This is a genomic window from Arthrobacter sp. PL16, from assembly GCF_035985055.1.
Classification (GTDB): domain Bacteria; phylum Actinomycetota; class Actinomycetes; order Actinomycetales; family Micrococcaceae; genus Arthrobacter_D; species Arthrobacter_D cheniae.
The window spans coordinates 646,159-663,535 of the sequence record NZ_JAXCIC010000001.1; the positions used below are offsets into that span (position 1 = coordinate 646,159).

Sequence of the window (17,377 nt, forward strand, 5' to 3'; positions counted from 1 at the left end):
CGATGTCCGACCTCGGCGGGGAAGCGACGACCGGCGGTCTCGCGGCGTCCTACCCCCAGGGACCGAAGCTCGGTGTCGACGTCGGGCAGGTCCGCGTAGGCCTCGCCGGATGCGACCGGGACGGACTGCTCGCGACGCCGATCCGCACGCTGAAGAGGGATCCGCGCAGGAACAGCGACGTGCGGATCCTCGTCCGCGAAGCCATCGAGCGAGGCGCGGTGCAGGTCATCGTCGGGCTGCCGAAGAACCTGAGCGGCAGGGAGGGCGCCTCCGCCGAGATGGCCCGGGCCTATGCGGACCTGGTGGTGCAGGAACTCCACCGACAGGCCCGTCCGTTACCGGTACGGCTGGTCGACGAACGCCTGAGCACGGTGTCCGCGCATCGATCGCTTCATTCGGCTGGTCTGAGTAGCCGTGAGCATCGTAAGGTAGTGGATCAGGTGGCTGCCGTCGAAATACTCCAGCACGCCATCGACATGCAACGTTCACGTGGACGGGATGTGGGGGATCCGGTTCCTGCGCGTGACGCAGAGGGCGCTCAGGGCCCGCTGCTGACCCCAACAGAGGAGCCAGATATCAAGGACAGTACGCCGAGCAGAAGGGATCCGGAGTCGTGAACAACCGTACGCGCCATTCCTCTGCCGCCCGTGGTGCCGAAGGCCGGCATACCGCCGAGAGGCACGACGAGGATGAGGCCGACACCTACTCCGAACCCGTCGAGGAGTTCTTCGCCGCCCAGGAGGAGTCGCGCCGCAATACCCGTCGTCCGTCCTCGAAGACCAAGCAGCGCAGACGCCTCCGGCGGACCGTGGTCATGCTCGTCGTCCTCCTGCTCTTCGCAGGGACCGTATACGCCGCAGCCCTGATGCTGAGGGACGCTCTCGGCCTCAACGAGGTGACCGATTACGCGGGCCCGGGCGGGGACCAGACCGTCTTCACCGTCCCCGAAGGTGCGGGCGCACTGGCCATCGGCACCGGTCTCGAGAGTGCGGACATCGTCGCGGACTCGCAGACGTTCATCGAAGCGCTGGGCGCCATCTCGGGTGGCCGCGAGGTCCAGCCCGGCGAGTACGAGATGCGGCTCCAGATGCCTGCTGCCGACGCAGCCGAGGCGCTGCTCGGCGAGGATCCCTCCCTCGTCTCCTACGCCGCCGTAGCCCGCGATCTGCGGCAGGGCGAAGTGTTCGACATCCTCAGTACCTCCACCGGGATTCCCCGCGCCGAGTTCGACGCCCTGGCTGCCACCCCGACGCAGTTCGGTCTGCCGCCGGAGGCCCTCTCGCTCGAGGGCTACCTCCACCCGGGGGAGTACCGCTTCGACGTCGAGGCGACGGCCACGGACATCGTCACCGAGATGATCAAGGCGACGACCGACCGCCTCGCCGAGGACGGCGTGACGGACCCGGCCGAGCAGTACAGGATCCTGACGATTGCGAGCATCGTGCAGGCCGAGGCCCAGCAGGGCGACTATGCGACGGTCGCAGGCGCCATCAACAACCGCCTCACGCCTGGCAACACGGAGACGAGCGGTTTCATCCAGTCCGACGCCTCCGTCACCTACGGACTCGGCAAGCGCAGCTACCAGCTGACCGACGAGGAGAAGCAGGACACCTCCAACCCGTACAACACCTACGCGAACCCCGGCCTGCCGAAGGGGCCGATCGGCTCCCCCGGTGACGAGGCCATCGACGCCACCGTCAATCCGGCGGACGTCCCCTTCTATTTCTGGGTCACGGTGAACCTCGATACCGGCGAGACCAAGTTCTCGGAGACGTACGCGGAGCACCTGCGCTACGTGACCGAGTACGATGCCTGGTGCGGCGAGAACCCCGGACGGTGCGGGTAGGTGCTACCCGCCGGAACCCCGGCGCCCGCACTCAGGGCCGCCGTCATCGGGTCGCCGATCGGTCACTCCAAATCGCCGCTGCTGCACGCGGCGGCCTACCGTGCGCTCGGCATCGACTGTTCCTACACGGCCGTCGACGTCGATGAGGCCGGCCTTCAGGAGTTCATCACGGCAGTGCGGACGACTCCGGGCTGGCGCGGTCTGTCGGTCACCATGCCGCTGAAGGCGGGCGTCGCGCGCCTCGTCGACACCTCAACCGAGCCGGCGGCGATCCTCGGCGTCGTGAACACCGTCGTCGTCGCCGGCGGTGCGCCCGGAGCCACGCTCACCGGCCACAACACCGACGTCGCGGGCGTCGCCAACGCCCTCACAGCAGCCGGCGTGCGCACCCCCGGCCACGGGGTCATCCTCGGCGGCGGCGGGACGGCTGCCGCAGCGGTGGCCGGCCTGGCCAGGCTGGGAGCCTCGTCGGCCGGCGTGCTGGTCCGGCGTCCGGACGCGGCGGCCGACCTCCTGCGCGTCGGCTCGGCCCTCGGCATCGACGTCGTCCTCCTGCCGTGGGCCGAGGCAGGACAGCACGTGCGGACCGCGGAGGTCGTCATCTCCACCCTTCCGCCCCATACCGGGGACGCACTGGCACTCGAGCTGGAGTCGGACAGCAACTTCCGCACCCGGGGGACGCTCCTCGATGTCGCCTACGATCCCTGGCCCAGCGCCCTCGCAGCCGGTTGGCAGCGGGCCGGCGGGACGATCGTCCCCGGCCTCGACATGCTGCTGCACCAGGCGGTGGAGCAGGTGCGTCTCTTTTTTCCCGACAGTGCGCAGGACTCCGCAGCGCTGCTGGACGTGATGTGTGACGCCGTCCGCATGACGTGACGCTGATGCCCGCCGTCTGCATGGCAGTATGGAAGCCATGTTGCGTTGGTTGACGGCAGGAGAATCGCACGGCCCCGCCGTGGTCGGGATCATCGAGGGAATGCCCGCGGGAGTGGGCATCACGAGTAGTGACATCCAGGAGGCCCTGGCGCGCCGCCGCCTCGGCTACGGACGCGGCGCGCGCATGAAGTTCGAGCAGGATCAGGTCCGGATCATCGGTGGCGTCCGCCACGGCATCACACAGGGCGGTCCCGTGGCCATCGAGGTGGCCAACACGGAGTGGCCCAAGTGGGAGAAGATCATGTCCGCCGACCCCTTGGGCGAGGAGGACTCCGCCGAACTCGCCGCGTCGGCCCGCAACGCGCCGCTCACCCGACCCCGTCCGGGACATGCCGACTTCACGGGCATGCAGAAGTACGGTTTCGACGAAGCACGTCCCGTCCTTGAGCGTGCAAGCGCCCGCGAGACCGCCACCCGGGTGGCCCTCGGCGCGGTCGCCGCCAAATTCCTCGAGGGGCTCGGCATCCGCCTGGTCAGCCACACCGTATCCATCGCGTCCGTGTCGGTACCCGAGGATGCGCCGCTGCCCAGGCCGAGCGACGTCATCGCGCTCGACACCGACCCGCTGCGCTGCTTCCACAGGGACACCTCGGACGCCATGGTGGCCGAGGTCGATGCGGCCCACAAGGAGGGTGAGACGCTCGGCGGTGTGGTCGAGGTGGTCGCCTACGGACTCCCCCCGGGACTCGGCAGCTACGTCCATTGGGACCGGCGCCTCGACTCGCGGCTCGCCGCGGCCCTGATGGGCATCCAGGCCATCAAGGGCGTCGAGGTCGGCGACGGGTTCGAGACGGCGGCTCGCCGCGGTACCGCCGCGCACGACGAGATCCTGCGGAACGACGCCGGCAAGATCGTCCGCGCCAGCAACAGGGCAGGCGGTATCGAGGGCGGTATGAGTATCGGTGACGCCCTCCGCGTACGGGCCGCGATGAAGTCCATCGCCACGGTTCCCCGGGCGCTGCGGACCGTCGACGTCAGCACCGGAGCGGCGGCTAGGGCGCACCACCAGCGTTCGGACGTGTGTGCCGTTCCTGCTGCGGGGGTGGTGGCCGAGGCCATGACCGCGCTGGTGCTCGCGGAGGCGGTCACCGAGAAGTTCGGCGGCGACTCCCTCGCCGAGACGGCGCGGAACATGCGCAGCTACCTCGAGAACATCCCGGAGTTCCTGGACTCCGCAGGAGCCTGAGGATGCGGGACCACCCCGTGGTGCTCGTGGGTCCGATGGCCGTCGGCAAATCGGCGGTGGGCAGGGTGCTCGCGCAACGCACGGGTTCGCGTTTCGTCGACACCGATCGGCTGATCGTCGAACGGCACGGCACCATTGCCGACATCTTCGCCCGGCACGGGGAGCAGGGCTTCCGGCTCCTGGAGGCAGAGGTGGTCGCCGAGGTGCTCGTCCCCGGCGTCGTCGTGTCCCTCGGCGGGGGAGCAGTGCTTCATCCCCGGACACAGGAACTCCTCGCCGGCGCCGTCGTGGTGTTCCTCGACACGGACCTCGCGACCGTCCTGCCCCGCATCAGCGGGGACTCGGGGCGTCCCCTGCTCGCGGGCCGGCCTGCCGAGCGCTGGCAGGAGCTGTACGAGGCGAGACGACCTGTCTACGCGGCGCTTGCGACGGTCGTGGTCGACGGCCGCGGATTGAGCGTACGGGGCACGGCCGACGCCGTCCTGCGTGCCCTGCCTGCGGCGCCGCCACCCCGGACCACGGACACGTCGAACGACCAGACCTCCACCTTGGCTGACACGCTGGACACAGACATCAACCACGAGATCGGAACGCAGACCCATGGCGACTGACGAAGCGACCATCATCCCGGTCACCGGGAGCACCCCAGAGAACACCTACGACGTCGTCGTCGGCCGGGGCCTCCTCGGCAGGCTTCCGGCGATCCTGGGCGAACGCGTGCGGCGCGTCCTGGTCATCCATCCCCGGGCCCTCCGCGCCACGGGCGACACCGTCCGAGACGAGCTCGCCGACGCCGGCTTCACCGCGGTCACGGCCGAGATACCCGACGCCGAGGAGGGCAAGCACATCCAGGTGGCCGCCTTCTGCTGGCAGGTGCTGGGCCAGAACGACTTCACACGCTCGGACGCCGTCGTCACCGTCGGTGGGGGCGCGGTGACCGATCTCGGTGGCTTCGTCGCGGCGACCTGGCTGCGCGGTGTCCGGGTGGTCCACCTGCCGACCAGCCTGCTCGGCATGGTCGACGCCGCCGTGGGAGGCAAGACGGGCATCAACACCTCCGAGGGGAAGAACCTGGTCGGCTCCTTCCACCCGCCCGCCGCCGTCCTGGTCGACCTGGACGCGCTGGCCACCCTGCCGAAGAACGAGCTCGTCACGGGGCTCGCCGAGGTGGTCAAGTGTGGTTTCATCGCCGACCCGGCGATCCTCGACCTGATCGAACAGGACACCGCAGCGGCGACGGACGCCACCTCGCCGGTGCTGCGGGACCTCATCGAGCGGGCCATCCGCGTCAAGGCGGAGGTGGTCTCGGAGGACCTCCGCGAGTCGGGCCGCAGGGAGTACCTCAACTACGGCCACACGCTGGCGCATGCCATCGAGCTCGCCGAGCGCTACTCGTGGCGCCACGGAGCGGCTGTCTCGGTCGGGCTTGTCTTCGCCGCCGAGCTGTCCAGGATGGTCGGGCGGCTCAGCGACGTGGAGGCGGACCGCCACAAGAGCATCCTCGAGTCCCTCGGGTTGCCTGTCACCTACCGGCGCGATCGGTGGGCAGCGCTGCTCGACGGCATGCGCCGGGACAAGAAGTCGCGCGGGGACCTCCTGCGGTTCGTCGTGCTCGACGGCGTCGGCCGCCCCGGCATGCTCGAGGTACCGGACACCTCACTCCTCTTCGCCGCCTACCAGGAGATCGCGTCCTGAGAGCTGGACGCGGGGCCTGACACTGCAGCGCAGGGTCCCGGCCGGCCGGTACGCACGCCGCTCGGGGTAGACTGATCCCTGGACTTTCGGTGCGCCTCCGCGTGCCCGCTGTGCCTCGGCCGGCCCATCCACCCGCGAAACCGACGAAAGTGAATCTGTGGCGACCACGAACGACATCAAGAACGGCACTGTGCTGAAGCTCGAAGGCAACCTCTGGAACGTCCTCGAATTCCAGCACGTCAAGCCTGGCAAGGGTGGAGCCTTCGTCCGCACCAAGCTTCGCAACATCCTCTCCGGCAAGGTAGTCGACAAGACCTTCAACGCCGGGCTGAAGATCGAGACGGCCACCGTCGACCGTCGCGACTACCAGTACCTGTACAAGGACGGTGAGGACTTCGTCTTCATGGACACCACCGACTACGACCAGATCACCGTGCCCGGCAAGACGGTCGGGAACGCAGCGAATTTCATGCTCGAGAGCCAGATGGCCACCATCGCCATGCACGAGGGCTCGCCGCTTTACGTCGAGCTGCCCGCGTCCGTGACGCTGGAGATCACCTACACCGAGCCGGGTCTCCAGGGGGACCGCTCCACCGGCGGCACGAAGCCCGCCACCGTCGAGACGGGCCACGAGATCCAGGTGCCCCTCTTCCTCGGTAATGGCACCAAGGTCAAGGTCGACACCCGGACGGGCGAGTACCTGGGACGCGTCAACGAGTGAGCGCACGCAGCAAGGCACGACGCCGGGCCCTGGACATCCTCTTCGAGTCGACACAGCGTGACATGCCGGCCCTGGAGGTCATCCGCGCCCGTCGGGAGAAGACCGACATGGTCATCGCCGACTACACGGTGGACATCGTCGAGGGTGTCCTGGAGCACCAGGAGCAGATCGACGAGTTCCTGAGCACCTATTCCCAGGGCTGGACCCTCGACCGCATGCCCGCAGTGGACCTCATGGTCCTCCGGATCGGGAGCTGGGAACTGCTCTACAACGACGACGTTCCCGACGGCGTCGCCGTCAGCGAAGCCGTAGAACTGGCCCGCATGCTCTCCACCGACGAGTCTCCGAAGTTCGTCAACGGTCTCCTCGGCAGGCTGCAGCAGCTGAAGCCGACCCTGCTCGCCTGAGTTCCGGCGAGCAGGGTCCGGGCACTCCCTGATTCAGCGGGCCGAGGCCAGCTGGAAAATCTTGGCGCGGCGCCGGCTGGCTTCATCCAGGAGTGCGCGCTCCTCCGCCGCGTAGTCGGCGTCGCTCCGTCCGCCCAGCATGCGCTGGCGCGTGTAGGCGATCCGCGAACCCGTGCGGATGAATTCACGCATGTCGTTCTTCGCCCCGACCGACTGTGCCCAGGCGAGCGCCTGCGATCGGCCGGGCCGGGTGGCGAGCATACGCACCTCCTCCGGGGTGAACCACCCGGCATGCGCGTAGTCGCCGAGCCGCGCCTCGGTCAGCCGCCGCTCGGAGCGACGCAGGAGCACGACGGCGATCACCGCGGCGATGAACAGTGGCACCTGCACCACGAGGTAGAAGAGAAAGAAGTTGTTGAACAGCACGAGCGTGCCGCCGTTCCACAGCATGTGTCCCGCCATCGCGGGAAGAAGTCCGAGGACGAAGGCACCGAGGATGCGGCCGTTGCCACCACCGCGGCTGAGCGCGAAGCCGAGCACGAATCCGAGGAGCGACGTGAACATGACGTGCGCGAAGGGCGAGAACAGGCCGCGGAGGATGAAGACCCCCACGAGGGCGCCGGCGTTACCCGATTCCACGACGGCCGAACCGAAGTAGAGGATGTTCTCCGTGAAGGCGAACCCTGCCGCCACGGTTCCGGCGTAGACGATCCCGTCGACCGGTCCGTCGAAGTGGCTGCGTCGCGTGTACACGAGGATGAGGACACCGAGGCCCTTGGCGAACTCCTCCACGAGCGGTGCCTGCAGGACGGGTCCGATCACCTCGGGAGACGTGGTGGTCAGCGCGCTGCCGAGCAGTTCCACCACGTAGGTCCCCAGGAGCAGTGTCACCACCACCGAGGCTCCCGCTCCCCACAGGAAGGCGAAGAGGAGGGCCCCGCGCGGTTCGGGGTCCCATCGGTCGATCCAGCGCAGCCCGAGGAGGCAGATGGCCAGGGGGACGAGGGCGAGGATGCCGCAGAGCAGGAAGGCGGAGGGACCCAGGGAGAGGGACAGCAGGAGCAGGACGCCTGCGACGACGAGCGCCGCCGCGATCACCAGGAGGATGTTGAGGACGCCCCTACGCCGCGGAGGCGGCTGGTTCCATACGGGATGGAGCGGATGCCCCTGTGTCCTCGCGGGTGCCGGATGGTGGTGGCGGAGCGTCGTGGTGCCCCACCAGTCCTGGTGCTGCTGTGGTCCGCCACGGTTCGGTCCCTGCTGTCCGTAGCCGTGCCGGTCCTCCCGGCGGGGGTCGCCGACGCCGGGTCCGGGGGTGTTCATAGCCATGGTGCAACCCTAGGGGTAGGCGCCGCTGTGATAGTTTTGTCACCGCAACCAGCCTTTAAATTCCGTCCAGTGAGGCGGGGAAGGAGGAAGCGTGTTATGACCGTGCCTGCCTCGAAATCCGGCATCCACAAGCGCGTTGTTCTCGCAGAAGCAGATATAGACCGCGCACTCACGCGTATCGCCCACGAGATCCTCGAGGCGAACCGGGGCTCCCGGGACCTCGTCCTCCTCGGCATCCCGCGCAGGGGCTTCCCCCTCGCCCAGCGCCTCGCGCAGAAGATCTCAGCCGTCGATCCAGCCGTGGACCCCGATCTCATCACCGGCCAGCTGGACGTCACCATGTACCGCGACGACCTCCGCCGCAATCCCACCCGGTCACCCCTCGCGACCCAGCTGCCGCCGTCGGGTATCGACGACAAGGTCGTGGTGCTCGTCGACGACGTCCTCTACTCGGGTCGCACCATCCGCGCAGCCCTTGACGCCCTCGCCGACCTCGGGCGTCCGCGCATCGTCCGCCTCGCGGTCCTCGTGGACAGGGGACACCGCGAGCTGCCCATCCGCGCCGACCACGTCGGGAAGAACCTCCCGACGTCGTCCCGGGAACGGGTGCGCGTCCACCTGGCGGAGATCGACCTGATCGGCGGCTCCGCGGTCAACGAGGTCGTCATCGAGGACCGCCTGTGAAGCATCTGCTCAGCACGCAGGATCTCTCGGCCCGGAACGCCCTGCGCCTGCTGGACGTCGCCGAGGAGATGGCGGCCGTGGGGCAGCGGGAGATCAAGAAGCTGCCCGCGCTGCGCGGGCGCACCGTCGTGAACCTCTTCTTCGAGGACTCGACCCGCACGCGCATCTCCTTCGAGGCCGCCGCGAAGCGCCTGTCCGCGGATGTCATCAACTTCGCGGCCAAGGGATCCTCCGTCTCGAAGGGCGAATCGCTCAAGGACACCGCGCAGACCCTCGAGGCGATGAGCGCGGACGCCGTCGTCATCCGCCACCCCGCGTCCGGCGCTCCGGCCAGGCTCGCCGCCTCGGGGTGGATCGACGCCGCAGTGGTCAATGCGGGCGATGGCACGCACGAGCACCCGACCCAGGCGCTGCTGGACGCCTTCACGCTCCGCCGCCACTGGGCGAAGCTCGACGGCACGGCATCCGCGGGTACGACCCTGGCGGGCATGAAGGTCCTGATCGTGGGGGACGTACTGCACTCGCGCGTTGCCCGCTCCAACGTGTGGCTCCTGACGACCCTCGGCGCGGAGGTCCTCCTTGCGGGACCGCCCACCCTGCTGCCGGTCGGCGTCGGGGCCTGGCCCTGCACGGTGTACTACAACCTCGACGACGCCCTCGCCCAGCGGCCCGACGCCGTGATGATGCTCCGCCTGCAGGCCGAGCGCATGAACGCCGCGTTCTTCCCCTCCACGCGGGAGTACTCGCGGCGCTGGGGGTTCGACGACGGACGGCTCGCCCTGCTGGACACCATGGGCCTCGATGACACGGTCATCATGCATCCCGGTCCGATGAACCGGGGCCTGGAGATTTCGTCCGCCGCCGCCGATTCGCCGCGCTCGACGGTCCTCGCCCAGGTCCGCAACGGCGTATCGGTGCGCATGGCCGCGCTGTACCTCCTGCTCTCGGGTGACTCGCAGGACGACCCGCAGGACGACCAGCCCGACCACCAGGCCGACCAGGCCGACCAGCTCGCGACGACCCCGGAAGGCCGCACCCCGTGACCACTGACACCACCGCCGGCTCCACCGCGACGCCCTCCGCCACGGAGTACCTGATCCTCGGCGCATCGATACTCGGCGGCGAGGCCGCCGACCTCCTCATCCGCGACGGCCTCATCGCCGTCGTCGGCCCGGAAGCAGCGGACGCGGCATCGCGGGGCGCCGTGACTATCGACGCCGAAGGCCTCGTGGCGCTTCCCGGGATGGTGGACCTCCACACCCACCTCCGCGAGCCGGGCCGGGAGGACGCCGAGACGGTCGAGACCGGTTCGCGCGCCGCAGCCCTGGGCGGCTTCACGGCCATCCACGCCATGGCCAACAGCTCGCCCGTCGCGGACACCGCCGGCGTCGTCGAGCAGGTGTACCGGCTCGGCCTCGCCTCGGGCTGGGTCGAGGTCCGCCCGGTCGGGGCCGTCACCGTCGGTCTCGGCGGGCAACGCCTCGCCGAACTCGGCGCCATGGCCGAATCCCGCGCAGAGGTCCGCGTCTTCTCCGACGACGGCATCTGCGTCCACGACCCCGTCCTGATGCGTCGCGCGCTCGAGTACGTGAAGGCGTTCGACGGTGTCATCGCCCAGCATGCGCAGGAGCCCCGCCTGACCGAGGGGGCCCAGATGAACGAGGGCGAGGTCTCGGCCGTCCTCGGCCTGACCGGTTGGCCGGCCGTCGCTGAGGAGAGCATCATCGCCCGCGATGTCCTTCTCGCTCAGCACGTCGGGTCCCGGCTGCACGTCTGCCACGTCTCCACCGCCGGGTCGGTCGAGATCATCCGGTGGGCCAAGGCCCGCGGCATCGACGTCACCGCCGAGGTCACCCCGCACCACCTGCTGCTGACCGACGAGCTGGTCCGCAGCTACGACCCCGTCTACAAGGTCAACCCGCCCCTGCGGACCTCCGATGACGTGCATGCCCTGCGCGCAGCCCTCGCGGACGGCACCATCGACGTCGTCGGGACCGACCACGCACCGCACCCGAGCGAGCACAAGGAGTGCGAGTGGGCGCAGGCCGCGATGGGCATGACGGGTCTCGAGACCGCCCTGTCCGTGGTGCAGCACGCCATGGTGGAGACCGGCCTGCTCGACTGGGAGGGCTTCGCCCGGGTCACGTCGGTGGCTCCGGCGCGCATCGGCCGGCTCGAGCACCAGGGCCGTCCCCTCGCCGCGGGGGAACCGGCCAACCTGATCCTGGTGGATCCTGCCGCGCGCTGGACCGTGGACCCCTCCACCATGGCCACGAAGGGCCGCAACAGCCCGTTCCGCGGGCTCGAACTGCCCGGCAGCGTCCGTGCGACGTTCTACGCCGGGCACCCGACGGTCCTGGAGGGCCGCCTCGCGACACCGCGACAGGCACCCGCCGCCTCGATGACCGGGGAGGCTCCCGCATGGAATATCTAGGCTGGGTGGCCCTGACCGTCGCCATCATCGTCGTGATCGTGGCACTGATGGCGCTCGGGTGGCGGAACCGCCTCCGACGCCAGGGCGACGTCCCTGCACCGCCGGGGGTGCCCGCCGACCTCGGGCCCGTCCTCTACGAAGCCGAGGGCCAGTACGTCGCGACGACGACGGCGGGGGACTGGCTCGACCGCATCGCGGTCCACGGTCTCGGCCTCCGCGGCAACGCCGTCGCCGCCGTCCACCCCGACGGCGTCCTCTTCAGCCGCACCGGCGCCCGTACGGTCTTCATCCCGCGGGAGGACCTCGTCTCGGTGCAGCTGGCCGGTGGCATGACCGGCAAGTTCGTCGAGAAGAACGGCCTCGTGGTGGTGACCTGGAGACTCGGTCCCGAGCGGACGGATCGCGTGGACACCGGCTTCCGCACCCGGCACGCCGCGCACAAGGCCCAGCTCGTCGCCGCCGTCGCAGGGCTCCTCCCGGCGAACCCCCCGAACATTCCGGACTCCCGGACCCGCACCAGAACCACGTCAGACCACCGAACTCCACCGACCCCCAAAGGTAGGGAACAGCTGTGAGCCACGCTCCATCGAAGCCACCGGTCCACGCGAAGGCACCCGCGGTGCTCGTCCTCGAGGACGGGCGGACCTTCCGCGGCCGTGCGTACGGCGCCGAGGGCACCGCGCTCGGAGAAGCGGTCTTCGCCACCGGCATGACCGGTTACCAGGAAACGATCACCGATCCGTCCTACGCCCGCCAGCTCGTCGTGCAGACCGCGCCGCACATCGGCAACACCGGCGTGAATGCGGACGACGCCGAATCGCGCCGTATCTGGGTCGCCGGCTACATCATCCGCGACGCTGCGCGCCGACCGTCGAACTGGCGGTCCGAGCAGAGCCTGGACGACCAGTTGCGCGAGCAGGGCGTCGTCGGCATCGAGGGTGTCGACACCCGGGCGATCACCCGGCACCTCCGCGAGCGCGGGGCCATGCGGGCCGGTATCTTCTCCGGGCCCGACGCCGCCCTGACCGAGGGCCAGTTGGTCGAGAGGGTCGTCGCGCAGCCGTCCATGACGGGCTCCCGGCTGGCCGAGGAGGTCAGCATCGACGAGGCCTACGTCGTCGAACCCGCCGACCACGGCTGGACGGGTGGGACCGTGGCGACCATCGCGGCCCTGGACCTCGGCATCAAGGCGATGACTCCCAAGCATTTCGCCCAGCGCGGGGTGCGCACCGTCGTCCTGCCGGCGAACGCCACCTTCGAGGATGTCGTCGCCACGCAGCCGGACGGCGTCTTCATGTCCAACGGACCGGGTGACCCCGCCACCGCCGACGCACAGGTGGAGCTCCTCCGTCGGGTCCTCGATGCGCGCATGCCGTTCTTCGGCATCTGCTTCGGTAACCAGATCCTCGGACGGGCGCTCGGATTCGGCACGTACAAGCTCCGCTACGGCCACCGCGGCATCAACCAGCCGGTGCTCGACCGCCGGACGGGAAAGGTCGAGATCACCTCGCAGAACCACGGATTCGCGGTCGATGCTCCGCTCGACGGGCCGGTCGAGGCGCCCGCGGGCTCCTACGGCCGCGTCGAGGTGAGCCACGTGAGCCTGAACGACGACGTCGTCGAGGGCCTCGCGTGCCTGGACCTCCCTGCGTTCTCCGTCCAGTACCACCCGGAGGCGGCGGCCGGCCCGCACGACTCGGCCTACCTCTTCGACCGCTTCATCGACCTCATGCGGGCCGAGAAGGCGGATCCGGGTTCAGGGAATGCGGTGCTGGCGTCGGCCCTCGACGCCCCCTCCGAGTCCGCTGCCCTCGCCGCTGCGGCGGCTGCCGAACTCGGCACGCACGGATCCCAGGTCTCGGGGACGCAGCCCCGGCGCAGCCCGACGACACAGACCAGCACAACGCAGGAAGAGAACTGATGCCCCGCAGAACCGACCTCAAGAGCGTCCTGGTCATCGGCTCCGGCCCGATCGTCATCGGACAGGCCGCCGAATTCGACTACTCGGGCACCCAGGCGCTGCGCGTGCTGCGCGAGGAGGGCCTTCGGGTCATCCTCGTCAACTCGAACCCGGCGACCATCATGACGGACCCGGAGTTCGCCGACGCGACCTACGTGGAGCCGATCACCCCCGACGTCGTCGCCAAGATCATCGAGAAGGAGCGCCCCGACGCGCTGCTGCCGACGCTGGGTGGCCAGACGGCGCTCAACACGGCCATCGCCCTCGACAAGAACGGGATCCTGGAGAAGTTCGGCGTCGAGCTCATCGGCGCGAACATCGCCGCCATCGAACTCGGTGAGGACCGCGAGAAGTTCAAGGGCGTCGTCGCGCGCTGTGGCGCCGAGTCCGCCCGGTCCGCCATCATCCACTCCCTCGACGAGGCCCTCGTCGCCGCCGAGGACCTCGGCTACCCGATGGTGGTCCGCCCCTCCTTCACCATGGGCGGCCTCGGCTCCGGTCTCGCATACACCGAGAAGGACCTGCGCCGGATCGTCGGACAGGGCCTGCAGTACAGCCCCACGAGCGAGGTACTCCTCGAGGAGAGCATCCTCGGGTGGAAGGAGTACGAGCTCGAGATGATGCGCGACAAGAACGACAACGTCGTGGTCGTCTGCTCCATCGAGAACTTCGACCCCGTGGGCGTCCACACCGGCGATTCCATCACCGTGGCTCCCGCCCTGACGCTCACCGACCGTGAATACCAGCGGCTCCGGGACATCTCGATCGCCGTCATCCGCGAGGTCGGCGTGGACACCGGCGGGTGCAACATCCAGTTCGCCATCGAACCCGGCACAGGCCGTGTCGTCGTCATCGAGATGAATCCGCGTGTCTCGCGCTCCTCCGCCCTCGCGTCGAAGGCCACCGGCTTCGCCATCGCGAAGATCGCGACGAAGCTCTCCCTCGGCTACACGCTGGACGAGATCCCGAACGACATCACGCTGAAGACCCCGGCATCCTTCGAGCCGACCCTCGATTACGTGGTGGTGAAGGTGCCACGGTTCGCGTTCGAGAAGTTCCCGGCCGCGGATCCCACACTCACGACGACCATGAAGTCCGTCGGCGAGGCCATGGCGATGGGCCGCAACTTCACCGAGGCGCTGCAGAAAGCACTCCGTTCGCTCGAGCAGAAGGGCTCGCAGCTCTCCTACGCCCCCGTCGCTCCCGGGGAGGTCGACGCGCTCGTCGAGGCGTCGAAGCGTCCCACCACCGAGCGGCTCTCCCAGGTGCAGCGCGCGCTGCTCGGTGGAGCCAGCGTGGAGCGCCTCTACGAGGCCACGGGCATCGACCCGTGGTTCCTCGACCAGCTGGTCCTGCTCAACGAGGTCGCCGAGGAGGTGCGGTCGGCCCCGAACCTGACGGAGGAGGTGCTGCGGCTCGCCAAGCGCCACGGTTTCTCCGACGAGCAGATCGGTGCCCTCACCCACACCCCCGACGCCGTCGTCCGCGGTGTCCGCCACGCCCTCGGCATCAGACCGGTCTTCAAGACCGTGGACACCTGCGCCGCGGAGTTCGCCGCCTACACCCCGTACCACTACTCGTCCTACGACGAGGAGGACGAGGTGGCCCAGCACGAGAAGCCCTCGATCATCATCCTGGGATCCGGCCCCAACCGGATCGGCCAGGGCATCGAGTTCGACTACTCCTGCGTCCACGCCACGATGGCGCTCCGCGAGGCCGGCTACGAGACCGTGATGATCAACTGCAACCCGGAGACGGTCTCCACGGACTACGACATCTCGACCCGGCTCTACTTCGAGCCGCTGACCCTCGAGGACGTCCTGGAGGTCATCGCGGCCGAGCAGCGCACCGGCGGCGTTCTCGGCGTCTTTGTGCAGCTCGGCGGCCAGACACCGTTGAAGCTCGCGCAGGAACTGGCCGACGCGGGCATCCCGATCCTCGGCACCTCCCCGGAGGCCATCGACCTCGCCGAGCACCGCGGTGCCTTCAGCCGGGTGCTCGACGCCGGCGGGCTGATCGCCCCGAAGAACGGCACCGCGGTGTCCTTCGAGGATGCGAAGCGCATCGCCGACGATATCGGCTACCCCGTGCTGGTGCGGCCCTCCTACGTGCTGGGCGGCCGCGGCATGGAGATCGTCTACGACGAGGCGAACCTCTCCCGCTACATCGCCAATGCCACGGAGATCACCGAGGCGCACCCCGTCCTGATCGACCGCTTCCTCGAGGACGCCATCGAGATCGACGTGGACGCGCTGTACGACGGCACAGAGATGTACCTCGGCGGCATCATGGAGCACATCGAGGAAGCCGGCATCCACTCCGGTGACTCCGCGTGCGTGCTCCCGCCCATCACGCTCGGGGCCGACGTCCTGCAGCGGGTCCGCGAAGCCACGCTCGCCATCGCCGAGGGCGTGGGTGTCCGCGGTCTCATCAACATCCAGTTCGCCCTCGCATCCGACGTCCTATACGTCCTGGAGGCCAACCCGCGGGCCTCGCGCACTGTGCCCTTCGTCTCGAAGGCCACGGGCGTGCAGCTCGCCAAGGGTGCGGCGCTGATCGGCACGGGTGTGACCATCGCGGAGCTCCGCGGCGAGCGCGGCCTGTTGCCCGCCAAGGGCGACGGCGGCTCACTTCCGCTGGACGCACCGGTCTCCGTCAAGGAGGCCGTGTTGCCCTTCAGCCGCTTCCGTACCCCGGAGGGCACCGTCGTTGACTCGCTGCTGGGTCCGGAGATGCGATCCACCGGCGAGGTCATGGGTATCGACAAGTACTTCGACACGGCCTTCGCCAAGAGCCAGGCCGCAGCGAACGCCGCGCTGCCCATCGAGGGCAAGGTCTTCGTCTCCGTCGCCAACCGCGACAAGCGCGCCATCATCCTGCCGGTCAAGCGCCTCGTGGACCTCGGGTTCGAGATCGTCTCGACCGGCGGCACTGCGGACGTGCTGCGCCGCAACGGCATCCAGGCCACGACGGTCCGCAAGGTCGCCGAGGGTGCGGGCGAGGGCCGGGGGACCGTCGTCGACCTCATCACCGAGGGTGGGATCGACATGATCATCAACACGCCCTCCGGCGGCCAGGCCCGCGGTGACGGCTACGAGATCCGCGCTGCCGCGACGTCCTACGGGCTGCCGGTCATCACCACCATCCCCGAGGTCGGTGCGGCGGTGCAGGCGATCGAGGCGATGCGGTCCTACGAGTGGTCGGTGACGAGCCTCCAGGAGCACGCCGCGAACCTGCGCGCCTCCACCGAGGCACGCGATGCCTCCTGAGGCGCCGGCCGCTGCGCTGCGCGCTCCTTTCGGAGAGCGCCTCGCGGCGGCCCGGGCTGCCCGGGGCAGCCTCTGCGTCGGGATCGATCCGCATCCGGGCCTGCTTGCCGCCTGGGGGCTCGATGACTCACCCGAGGGCCTGGAGCGCTTCTCGCTGACGGTGCTGGAGGCCGTCGGGGCCGTGGCTGTGACACTCAAGCCGCAGGTCGCCCTCTACGAGCGGCACGGAGCCCGTGGCCTGGCCGTGCTCGAGACGTTGCTCGCGCGGGCTGCCGGCGCCGGTGTCCTGACGATCGCCGACGCGAAGCGCGGGGACATCGGATCCACCATGCTGGCGTACGCCGAAGCATGGCTGGGGGAGGGGCGGCCGCTGGCGGCCGACGCCGTCACCCTCAATCCCTACCTCGGTTTCGAGTCCCTCCGGCCTGCCATCGACCTTGCCGCAGCGACGGGCCGGGGTGTCTTCGTCCTCGCCCTGACCTCGAACCCCGAAGGCCGTTCGGTGCAGCACGTGGGCGGGGACGAGTCGGTGGCGCGCTCGATAGCGCTCGCCGCTGCTGCCGAGAACGCCGGCGCCGGACCGGGTCACGTCGGCCTCGTGGTCGGGGCGACCATCGGCGATGCCGCCCGGCATCTCGGACTGGACCTGGGCTCGCTGAACGGCCCCATTCTCGCCCCGGGGGTCGGAGCGCAGGGCGCCGGGACCGTCGAGCTGCGTGCCGCCTTCGGGAACGCCCTGCCGTTCGTCCTCCCGACGTCGAGCCGGGCCATCCTCGCGGCCGGCCCCCATCCCGCCGATCTCCGTGCAGCGGCGGAGCGGACGCGCGACGAGCTCGCATGATGCCGCGGGTACATTGATTTCCGGGGCACGCGCCCGGTAGGTTCGGTTCCAGCCCAACCCCGATTCCTC

At 69.5% G+C, this 17,377-nt stretch carries 16 protein-coding genes; 15 read left to right on the forward strand and 1 reads right to left on the reverse strand.

All coding sequences use genetic code 11. The annotated features are described in order from the left end of the window. Positions 1-2: 2 nt before the first annotated feature. The 8 genes from ruvX to nusB all read left to right on the forward strand — a co-directional run bounded on the left by ruvX (position 3) and on the right by nusB (position 6,791). Positions 3-617: a Holliday junction resolvase RuvX gene (gene ruvX / locus RCH21_RS02980; protein ID WP_326963121.1), complete on the forward strand. Its 615-nt coding sequence runs from the start codon at positions 3-5 to the stop codon at positions 615-617. Then, positions 614-1,846, forward strand: coding sequence for an endolytic transglycosylase MltG (gene mltG, locus RCH21_RS02985; RefSeq protein WP_120147729.1), 1,233 nt, complete (start codon positions 614-616; stop codon positions 1,844-1,846). Before ruvX ends, mltG begins: the two co-directional genes overlap by 4 nt. Next, entirely contained in the window at positions 1,847-2,722 is an 876-nt protein-coding gene (locus RCH21_RS02990; protein ID WP_326963122.1) for a shikimate dehydrogenase, read from the forward strand. It begins immediately after the preceding gene. Positions 2,723-2,759: 37 nt separating this feature from the next. After that, the gene (gene aroC, locus RCH21_RS02995) at positions 2,760-3,968 is read left to right on the forward strand and encodes a chorismate synthase (protein ID WP_326963123.1); all 1,209 of its coding nucleotides are present in this window, start codon (positions 2,760-2,762) and stop codon (positions 3,966-3,968) included. Positions 3,969-3,970: 2 nt separating this feature from the next. After that, complete coding sequence (locus RCH21_RS03000; protein ID WP_326963124.1) at positions 3,971-4,579, forward strand: shikimate kinase; 609 nt, start codon at positions 3,971-3,973, stop codon at positions 4,577-4,579. Next, positions 4,569-5,663 (forward strand): 3-dehydroquinate synthase, encoded by a 1,095-nt coding sequence (gene aroB, locus RCH21_RS03005; RefSeq protein ID WP_326963125.1) that lies wholly within the window; start codon positions 4,569-4,571, stop codon positions 5,661-5,663. Before RCH21_RS03000 ends, aroB begins: the two co-directional genes overlap by 11 nt. 157 nt (positions 5,664-5,820) lie before the next feature. Further along, complete coding sequence (gene efp / locus RCH21_RS03010; protein ID WP_055771376.1) at positions 5,821-6,384, forward strand: elongation factor P; 564 nt, start codon at positions 5,821-5,823, stop codon at positions 6,382-6,384. After that, positions 6,381-6,791, forward strand: a complete 411-nt coding sequence (nusB, locus tag RCH21_RS03015) for a transcription antitermination factor NusB (protein ID WP_120147724.1) — start codon at positions 6,381-6,383, stop codon at positions 6,789-6,791. The genes efp and nusB overlap by 4 nt, the downstream gene beginning before the upstream one ends. A gap of 33 nt (positions 6,792-6,824) precedes the next feature. Here the strand turns inward: nusB and RCH21_RS03020 are convergent, their stop codons facing one another. Beyond that, positions 6,825-8,120: a PrsW family intramembrane metalloprotease gene (locus RCH21_RS03020; RefSeq protein ID WP_326963126.1), complete on the reverse strand. Its 1,296-nt coding sequence runs from the start codon at positions 8,118-8,120 to the stop codon at positions 6,825-6,827. Positions 8,121-8,216: 96 nt separating this feature from the next. Here RCH21_RS03020 and pyrR point away from each other — a divergent pair, with 96 nt between their 5' ends. Genes pyrR through pyrF form a run of 7 tightly spaced genes read left to right on the forward strand, consistent with a single transcriptional unit; the run spans position 8,217 to position 17,308 of the window. Further along, complete coding sequence (gene pyrR, locus RCH21_RS03025) at positions 8,217-8,804, forward strand: bifunctional pyr operon transcriptional regulator/uracil phosphoribosyltransferase PyrR (protein ID WP_120147722.1); 588 nt, start codon at positions 8,217-8,219, stop codon at positions 8,802-8,804. After that, positions 8,801-9,847, forward strand: coding sequence for an aspartate carbamoyltransferase catalytic subunit (locus tag RCH21_RS03030; RefSeq protein ID WP_326963127.1), 1,047 nt, complete (start codon positions 8,801-8,803; stop codon positions 9,845-9,847). Before pyrR ends, RCH21_RS03030 begins: the two co-directional genes overlap by 4 nt. After that, the gene (locus RCH21_RS03035; protein WP_326963128.1) at positions 9,844-11,238 is read left to right on the forward strand and encodes a dihydroorotase; all 1,395 of its coding nucleotides are present in this window, start codon (positions 9,844-9,846) and stop codon (positions 11,236-11,238) included. The genes RCH21_RS03030 and RCH21_RS03035 overlap by 4 nt, the downstream gene beginning before the upstream one ends. Then, positions 11,226-11,813: a PH-like domain-containing protein gene (locus RCH21_RS03040; RefSeq protein WP_326963129.1), complete on the forward strand. Its 588-nt coding sequence runs from the start codon at positions 11,226-11,228 to the stop codon at positions 11,811-11,813. The genes RCH21_RS03035 and RCH21_RS03040 overlap by 13 nt, the downstream gene beginning before the upstream one ends. Further along, positions 11,810-13,159, forward strand: a complete 1,350-nt coding sequence (gene carA, locus RCH21_RS03045) for a glutamine-hydrolyzing carbamoyl-phosphate synthase small subunit (RefSeq protein ID WP_326963130.1) — start codon at positions 11,810-11,812, stop codon at positions 13,157-13,159. The genes RCH21_RS03040 and carA overlap by 4 nt, the downstream gene beginning before the upstream one ends. Then, complete coding sequence (gene carB / locus RCH21_RS03050) at positions 13,159-16,467, forward strand: carbamoyl-phosphate synthase large subunit (RefSeq protein WP_326963131.1); 3,309 nt, start codon at positions 13,159-13,161, stop codon at positions 16,465-16,467. Before carA ends, carB begins: the two co-directional genes overlap by 1 nt. After that, entirely contained in the window at positions 16,457-17,308 is an 852-nt protein-coding gene (gene pyrF / locus RCH21_RS03055; RefSeq protein WP_326963132.1) for an orotidine-5'-phosphate decarboxylase, read from the forward strand. Before carB ends, pyrF begins: the two co-directional genes overlap by 11 nt. The last annotated feature ends 69 nt before the right edge of the window (positions 17,309-17,377 follow it).

Coding starts and splice junctions, on each gene's coding strand:
- ruvX (WP_326963121.1), top strand. CDS start 3: ATGTCCGACCTCGGCGGGGAAGCGACGACCGGCGGTCTCGCGGCGTCC.
- aroC (WP_326963123.1), top strand. CDS start 2,760: ATGTTGCGTTGGTTGACGGCAGGAGAATCGCACGGCCCCGCCGTGGTC.
- RCH21_RS03000 (WP_326963124.1), top strand. CDS start 3,971: ATGCGGGACCACCCCGTGGTGCTCGTGGGTCCGATGGCCGTCGGCAAA.
- aroB (WP_326963125.1), top strand. CDS start 4,569: ATGGCGACTGACGAAGCGACCATCATCCCGGTCACCGGGAGCACCCCA.
- RCH21_RS03020 (WP_326963126.1), bottom strand. CDS start 8,120: ATGGCTATGAACACCCCCGGACCCGGCGTCGGCGACCCCCGCCGGGAG.
- pyrR (WP_120147722.1), top strand. CDS start 8,217: ATGACCGTGCCTGCCTCGAAATCCGGCATCCACAAGCGCGTTGTTCTC.
- RCH21_RS03040 (WP_326963129.1), top strand. CDS start 11,226: ATGGAATATCTAGGCTGGGTGGCCCTGACCGTCGCCATCATCGTCGTG.
- carB (WP_326963131.1), top strand. CDS start 13,159: ATGCCCCGCAGAACCGACCTCAAGAGCGTCCTGGTCATCGGCTCCGGC.
- pyrF (WP_326963132.1), top strand. CDS start 16,457: ATGCCTCCTGAGGCGCCGGCCGCTGCGCTGCGCGCTCCTTTCGGAGAG.